Raw genomic sequence first — 7,374 nt, 5'->3', positions numbered from 1 at the left:
TTTCATTATCTGGTTACTTTTTCGCATGGATATTAGGAATCTTAACGAGAAGAAGGAAAGAGGAAATTGTTGCAATGATTTATTCTGGGGGCATGAGAAATATTAGTGCAGGGGCAGTTCTTGCTGTAAGCTTCTTCCCTCCAGCAGCAGCTGTTCCTGTCGTTATCGGCATGCTATTCCAACAAATCTTAGCAGCTTTATATGGCTACTTCATCAAATTAGTGTATGAGAAACCTTTCATTGGAAAAGTCAAGGAAGGGAAAATGTTGTGAATTCATTCAAAGGAAAAATGGGTAACTCTTTCTATAGAGAAAGTTACCCTACTTTTTCATTTCCATAATTCTCCTTTTAAATCCATCTCTCCTTTTTTCATCCCTGAAACAAAAGGATGCCCTTTTACATAGTATCGTAACGGTTTTGAAGTCCACTCTTCTTTATTGGGAATACCGATTCTTGCTGATTCTTCTATTTGTAATGGTTTTTTTCCATCCGTAATAAATAATGACGTTCCATTTATTACATTTCCATCTAAAGCTTTTGTGATTTCCATTGCTTTCGTTAATTTCCCAGGGCCATTACAGATTGTTACCCCTTTTGTTTTTCGATTACGTTCCATCCATTCTATTCCGCCAAGGGGTTCAATTGCTCGAATCAGGACAGCCTGCGGATCACCCACTTTTTTTGTTACAATATTTAGCATCTGATGGGTATGCATTGTGTAAATATAAATTGTCCCCCCTATTTTATACATGGATTCTAACCTAGGGGTGCGTCTTCCAGCATAACTATGACAAGCCATATCCTCCACCCCAATATAAGCCTCTGTCTCCACAATATAACCACTATACGAATGAGTCGGCGTCTGGTGAATAAGAATCTTTCCTAACAGTTTTCTTGCAATGTCTTCTGTTGGCTGGTTTATGTAATCAATCATTGTCCGTCTCCTCAATTATTTCTTACTAGTATACGTTTCTTTTCCCCCAAAAAGAAAGAATCATCCCTTTGATTATAGAGATGATTCCATTTCTTCTAAATACCTATTGCTCAATAAGTTCTTTCTTTTTCGCTAAAGCAGCTAATCCTGCCTGATTCAATGTGTTCCACGGTTTATTAAAATGTGGTTGGAAGAAGAAATCGATAAATCCTAATTCTTCGATCGTCATTTTCGTTTGAATACATACAGATAATGTGTTCATCATTTGTGTAACATCTGCTTTTGAAATCAACTGGGCACCTAAAATGTTTCTAGTCTCTTTATGGAAAAGAACTTTTAAGCGAATTTCATGGAATGTTGGCATAAATTCAGGGCGATCATTATCAATAACTTCTACTACTTCATAAGGAATATTATTAAGCTTTGCAGTTACTTCCGTTAAACCAGTCGATGCCATATTCAATCCAAAAATATGCAATCCTGAAGTCCCTTGTGTCCCCATATACTTCAATGGATGCCCCGCAATATTGTGTCCTACTAATGTTCCCATTCGAACAGCATTTGTCGCAAGAGGGATATATACTTTTTCTCCTGTTGGATTGTAATTAACCGCACAGCTATCACCTGCTGCATAAATATCTGGGTTGCTTGATTGCATATACTCATTAATCTTAATCGCACCGTTAGGTAATAGATCTACTTTTCCTTTTAAAAGATTCGTATTTGGTCTAAAGCCGACACATAGGATAACTAAATCTGTTTCATATTCCCCTTTTGTTGTGTAAACCTTTGTTACTTTTCCTTGCTCATTTCCTTCAAATTTTGTTACCGTTTGTTGTAAAGCTAAGTTAATATTGCGCTCTGCAAATTCAGCCTCTACCACATCTGTAAATTCTTGATCTAAATACTTATTTAAGATGCGTTCTTCGCTATCAATTAACGTTACGTTTTTTCCATTTAATGCAAATGCTTCAACTAACTCTACACCAATATATCCAGCTCCGATTACTGTCACGCTCTTTACATTCTTGGATCGTTCAATAATTTCATTTGCTTGATTATAGTTTTTTGATAGCAAAATATTATCTAAGTTAATGCCATCAATTGGCGGAATAATTGGCCAAGAGCCTGTTGTCATCACCAATTTATCATAATGATCAATCTTTTCTTCCCCTGTAGTTAAGTCTTTCACATGTACTTCCTTGTTTACTGTATCAACCTCTAATACTTCATGCTCCATATGCATAGTTGCTCCAAGAGATTTCAGTTCTTCTGGTGAGGAATAAAATAATTGACTAGCATCCTTTGCCACACCACCGACATATAAAGCAATTCCACAAGATAAAAAGGAAACATTATTGTTTTTTTCATAAACCGTTATATCTATGTTTTTATTTAAATTAGCTAGCGTTTTTACTGCTGCTGTTCCAGCATGTGTACATCCAATTACAACTACTTTCATCGTTTAAAAACTCCTTTTGTAATAGATTATAATGTGAAAAACTTCACTTAATTAGTGAAAAAAATCACATATATTGTGATAGAATTCACATTTCGTTCACACCTTTATTATACATCGAATATTTCTTATTGCAACTATTTTGTGATAGAATTCACAAGAAAATTATCCCTTCCTATATTTCCCTAACTTTTTTGTATCATTCTTCACACATTAAAAGAGTCGCCTTAAACTGGCGACTCTTTTAATCATCAAATATTACTGCACTCGCATAGCCAAATCTCCTGTTTTCACCCAACCAACTCGAAGAATTACAAAATATAGAGGTAGTGTAATCACGATTGGAAGGACCATCCCTACTGCCACATAGATTAAGAATCCCTGTAATCCTTGTGTGGCTAAAATACTGATTGGGGCAATTAAAGAATTCAATCCTAATCCTGCCAATTCGTACGTTGCCGTGAACCCAAATCCTAATGTAGCAATAGGGGCACAAATAACCGCTGCTACAAAAGGTGGAATGATTAATAGCGGATTTTTCACCAAATTCGGAAATTGCACTTTCGGTGTAATGATCGATTGAGCAAGAAATCCTCCTAAATCATTTTGGCGCAGAGACATTGCTGTAAATCCGACAAATTGTACGGTACAACCAATTAATGCTGCTGCACTTGAAACGGGATCCATTTGTAACGCAATTGCTAGTGCTGCAGAAGATGCAGGAGTCATTAGTAAGATGCTCCATACTAACGAGATAACCATTGGTGCTACTAATGGAGAACCTTGAACGGAAGTCGTAATCTGGGCACTAATCCATTCCAACAATGGTGTTGTTACTGCTGCTAACCCAACTCCAGCCATACCTCCAACTAAGATTGCTACAGCTGGAATTGCTACCATATCTAAGATAGTTTTTCCATTCACCCATTTACCAACATATGTTGCTACAACTGCAGCTAACACTGCACTAATTGGCTGTCCTGGAACCAGTACCATTCCAGCATCTGTTGCATGTAAGGCATTTCCGCCAATGGTGCTACAGACCATTGCACTAAAAATTACTAATGTGTTTCCGCCTAATTGATAAGCAATTCCTGCTCCAAATGCAGGTGCTAGCAATACTTTTGCTACACCGCCAATGTGGATTAATACATCCCAGCCAACTGCTTTACCAATCGACTCCAACAGCAATCCCATTCCCAATGTTACAAGAACTGCATTAGACATTCCTGCTGAAGCTTTATACATTCGTTCCATAAAATACTCTTTGTTTTTCATCGTTCTCTTCTCCTCTATTAGAAAATAATTCTATAAAATAAATTTAAAAGACTGTTTTCACCTATCTTGTTTTTTGATAGAAGTGGGTTTACACCATACTCGCAATTTCAAATAATTATAGAAGCAACAATCTTTATAAACAGTCAATAAAAACAAAAAAACCTGTCCAATATTGGATAGGCACGTTCAAGTCTTTCAAACTGTTTAGCGCCTTGTTTTTTAATAACAAAAACTGGACTAAACAATTCCCGGTATAATAAAGAGGGATCATTTAATCCTAAGAGCATAATATGAGTATAATAATCGGTAATGTATTTGCTTTGATCTTCATGATATGCTCCTCCTAAACCGTTTAATTAGTGTGTAGTTATAATATCACCAATATTCTGAAATTGTAAATAATTATTTTATTTCAGAATATATTAAAGCGTTATCATTAAAATCAGAATGTAAAATTGTTTTTTTATTTGTGGATAAAATGATTAGTATTTCAGATAAACATGATCGATTTGAAGGATAGAATGGACATTATTTAATAAAATGAAGTTTTGTCAGAATATTTAACATAAAAAAAGAGTGGCTAGCCACTCTTAGATAATTTCTGTATTCTTTGTTTCTTTTCCGAAGAAAAGTACAACTGCAGCACCAATTAAAACAGCGATACAAAAAATGGTAAAGATAGATGGAATCGATACATTTTGTGCTGTTAAGTAAGGCACTAATAAAGGTCCTAAGATTCCGCCAACTCTTCCTATAGCTGCTGCCATCCCTGCACCTGTTCCCCGAACCTTCGTTGAATATTGTTCCGGCGTATAGGCATAAAGAGCTCCCCATGCTCCTAAATTGAAGAAGGACAAAAGAATTCCTGACGTAAGTAACATTGCTGTGCTATCAGCCAGCCCAAACATAAACGCACTTCCTGCTGTACCAACTAAAAATAATACTAGTACAAATTTTCTTCCTGCCTTTTCAATTAGATAGGCTGCAACTGCATAGCCTGGTAATTGTGCTAATGTCATAATCAAAACATATTCAAAGCTCTTAATCATACTAAAACCTTGTGAAACCATTACACTTGGGAGCCATAAAAACATTCCGTAATAAGAGAACACTACACAAAACCATAAAATCCATAGTGTTGCCGTTTGCTTCCGGTTTTCCTTTGACCAAACTGCTTGCATGCTTTCTTTAATCGTTAATTTCTTTTCTTTATCTACTTTTAAAAATTTCGGTGAGTCTGGTAAATGCAATCGTAAATAGATGGCATAAAATGCTGGAAGTACACTAATTAATAATGCTACTTGCCATCCATACTTTGGAATAACAAAATAGGAAATTACCGCTGCAAGTAACCAGCCAAAAGCCCAAAAGCTTTCAAGTAGTACTACCACTCTTCCTCGCTTTTCCTTTGGAACACTTTCCGCAACTAGTGTAGATGCTACCGGCAATTCTCCACCAAGTCCCATTCCAATAAAGAAACGTAGGATTAAAAAGATTGCTAATGAACTAGTGAAAGCTGACAATCCACTTCCAATCGAAAATAATAACAAGGTTATCATAAATACATGTTTTCTTCCTACTCTATCTGCCATTAACCCAAAAACAAGAGCTCCGACTGCCATTCCAATGGAGTTCATGCTGCCTATCCAGCCCATTTCTTTTACAGTTAATCCCCAATCTGCTTGGAGTGCAGTAATAATAAAGGAAAGCATTCCGACATCCATTGCATCGAACATCCACCCTAGTCCTGCAATACCAAGCACTTTTCTATTTGATATTTCCTTTTTCATTTTATTCCTCCCAGTTTTTTCTTAGGCTTCCCATATGTATCCTATTTATGAAAACTATCTACTATAATAACACTTGTCATGACATCCATCATTACATTTCATCTATTTTCTCCAAAAATTTTTTAAAAGATTAATCAGTCATTAATTACTCTTTAAAGGCTATTTCCCAGTGGTAAATAATGGACTGATTCCATAAATAAATCCATAAATATAGGGTTAAAAAGCGTAACTATTACTTTATTCAAGATTTTTGAAAAATTCCCTAAAAAATTTAGTGTTTTTCTCTTTACTTTCTTCTAAATAAGCATAAAATGGTTCTTATGTTTGCAATTATTAAATGTAAAGGGGAGCTTAACTGTTGAGCGTTTCAACAACAAAAATACAAAATCAGTCTCTTTTTAATATATCTTGGCCATTGTTTATTGAACTTGCTTTACACATGGGGATGGGAGTTACCGCTACTTTAATGTTAAGCCATTATTCCGATGGCGCAGCAGCAGGGGTTGGGGTTGCCAATCAACTTCTTGGAATTTTTATCCTTGTCTTCAACGTAACATCTATCGCCGCTATGATTTTAATTGGACAAAAACTAGGAGCTAATGAGCTTAACAAAGCTAGAAGATTTGCCCGATCTGCAGTTGGTCTAAACTTCTGGTTTGGAATAATAATCGCAGCCCTCGTTGTTGTCTTCGGTGAACATTTATTACAACTTTTTGATATACGCGGTGAAGTATTAGAATACGGATTAATATTTGTTCGTATATGTGGTGCGTCCCTCTTCTTAGAATCTCTCTCACTTGCACTTAGTGCTGTATTAAGAAGCCACGGTTTTACAAAAGAATCCATGATTGTTAGTGTTTTAATGAATGTGATAAGCGTATTAGGTTATGCTATCAGTATTTTAGGCATTTTTGGTTTACCTATTACAGGTGTAATCGGAGTTTCCTGGACGATTGTTGTTGCTAGAGCATTTGCTGTTCTCGTCTTGGTTTATCTTGTTTATAAAAGAATTGCTTTAACTTTTTCCGTAAAAGATTTTATTAAAGTTAATAAACAAGACATTCGTGACATGCTATATATTGGAATTCCTTCCGCTGGTGAAAATTTATCTTATCAATTTTCGCAGTTAATGATCACTGCAATCGTTGCATCATTTGGAGATGCTTCTTTAGCGGCAAGAGTATATATTAGTAATATTTCTATGATCTGCTACTTATTTACTTTGGCTATTGCTGAGGGTACTCAGCTTCTTGTTGCTCGATATATTGGCGGAAAGCAATTTGACCGTGCCCTACAACGCGGGATCAAGACACTTAGACTTGCCATGATGATATCCTTAGCTGCAGCATTGGTAATGGCCATTATCGGTCAACCTATTTTAGAGCTATTTACAAACAACTATGAAATTATTGCTATCGGCTTGCCAATTTTATGGGCAGTTGTATTTACAGAGCCGGGTAGAGCAATGAATATTGTCTTAATGAGTTCTTTAAAATCTTCTGGAGATGTACGTTTCCCTGTCATAATTGGCATTATTTCGATGTGGGGAATCGCCGTTACACTGAGCTATGCCTTAGGAATTACATTAGGATTAGGATTACTAGGAGTTTGGCTTGCTCAAGGGATGGATGAATGGTTCAGAGGCATATTCGCCTTTAGACGTTGGAAATCAAAGCCTTGGGAAAGAGTAAGGGTTAATCGCGCAATGAAGGAGCATGCATAATTCTTTTTTTCATAAGAGGCTGGGACATAAACATTTCAGCTAACAATAAACACGAACAATTATGCGGTAATCCCGCATAATTGTTCGTTTTTTTATTTTAGAAAAGGGGTTAAAAATGAAATGAAATGAACTGGAGTGGAGGACGGTCGACTCCTGCGGGAAATAGAGACGCTTTAGACCCCGCAGCGCA

At 36.1% G+C, this 7,374-nt stretch carries 5 protein-coding genes and 1 pseudogene; 2 read left to right on the top strand and 4 right to left on the bottom strand.

All coding sequences use genetic code 11. The annotated features are described in order from the left end of the window. Positions 1–272: pseudogene (locus ADJ83_RS01550) on the top strand (bile acid:sodium symporter family protein); the annotation flags it as partial. 56 nt (positions 273–328) lie between these two features. Here ADJ83_RS01550 and ADJ83_RS01545 read toward each other — a convergent pair. The 4 genes from ADJ83_RS01545 to ADJ83_RS01530 form a co-directional block, all read right to left on the bottom strand. After that, positions 329–931: a DNA-3-methyladenine glycosylase gene (locus ADJ83_RS01545; protein WP_031537677.1), complete on the bottom strand. Its 603-nt coding sequence runs from the start codon at positions 929–931 to the stop codon at positions 329–331. A 106-nt stretch (positions 932–1,037) separates the two neighbouring features. After that, complete coding sequence (locus ADJ83_RS01540) at positions 1,038–2,396, bottom strand: FAD-dependent oxidoreductase (protein ID WP_048716601.1); 1,359 nt, start codon at positions 2,394–2,396, stop codon at positions 1,038–1,040. 255 nt (positions 2,397–2,651) lie between these two features. Then, positions 2,652–3,671, bottom strand: coding sequence for a PTS transporter subunit IIC (locus ADJ83_RS01535; RefSeq protein ID WP_048716596.1), 1,020 nt, complete (start codon positions 3,669–3,671; stop codon positions 2,652–2,654). Positions 3,672–4,261: 590 nt separating this feature from the next. Further along, on the bottom strand, positions 4,262–5,461 hold the full coding sequence (locus ADJ83_RS01530) for an MFS transporter (RefSeq protein ID WP_048716593.1): 1,200 nt from the start codon (positions 5,459–5,461) through the stop codon (positions 4,262–4,264). 358 nt (positions 5,462–5,819) lie between these two features. On the opposite strand from ADJ83_RS01530, the gene ADJ83_RS01525 reads away from it, so the two are divergent. Beyond that, a complete protein-coding gene (locus ADJ83_RS01525; protein WP_048716589.1) occupies positions 5,820–7,184 on the top strand; it encodes an MATE family efflux transporter in 1,365 nt (454 codons plus the stop codon). Positions 7,185–7,374: the final 190 nt, after the last annotated feature.

Source organism: Bacillus sp. 522_BSPC, from assembly GCF_001076885.1.
GTDB lineage: Bacteria > Bacillota > Bacilli > Bacillales > Cytobacillaceae > Niallia > Niallia hominis.
This window is presented reverse-complemented; position numbering and strand designations above follow the sequence as displayed.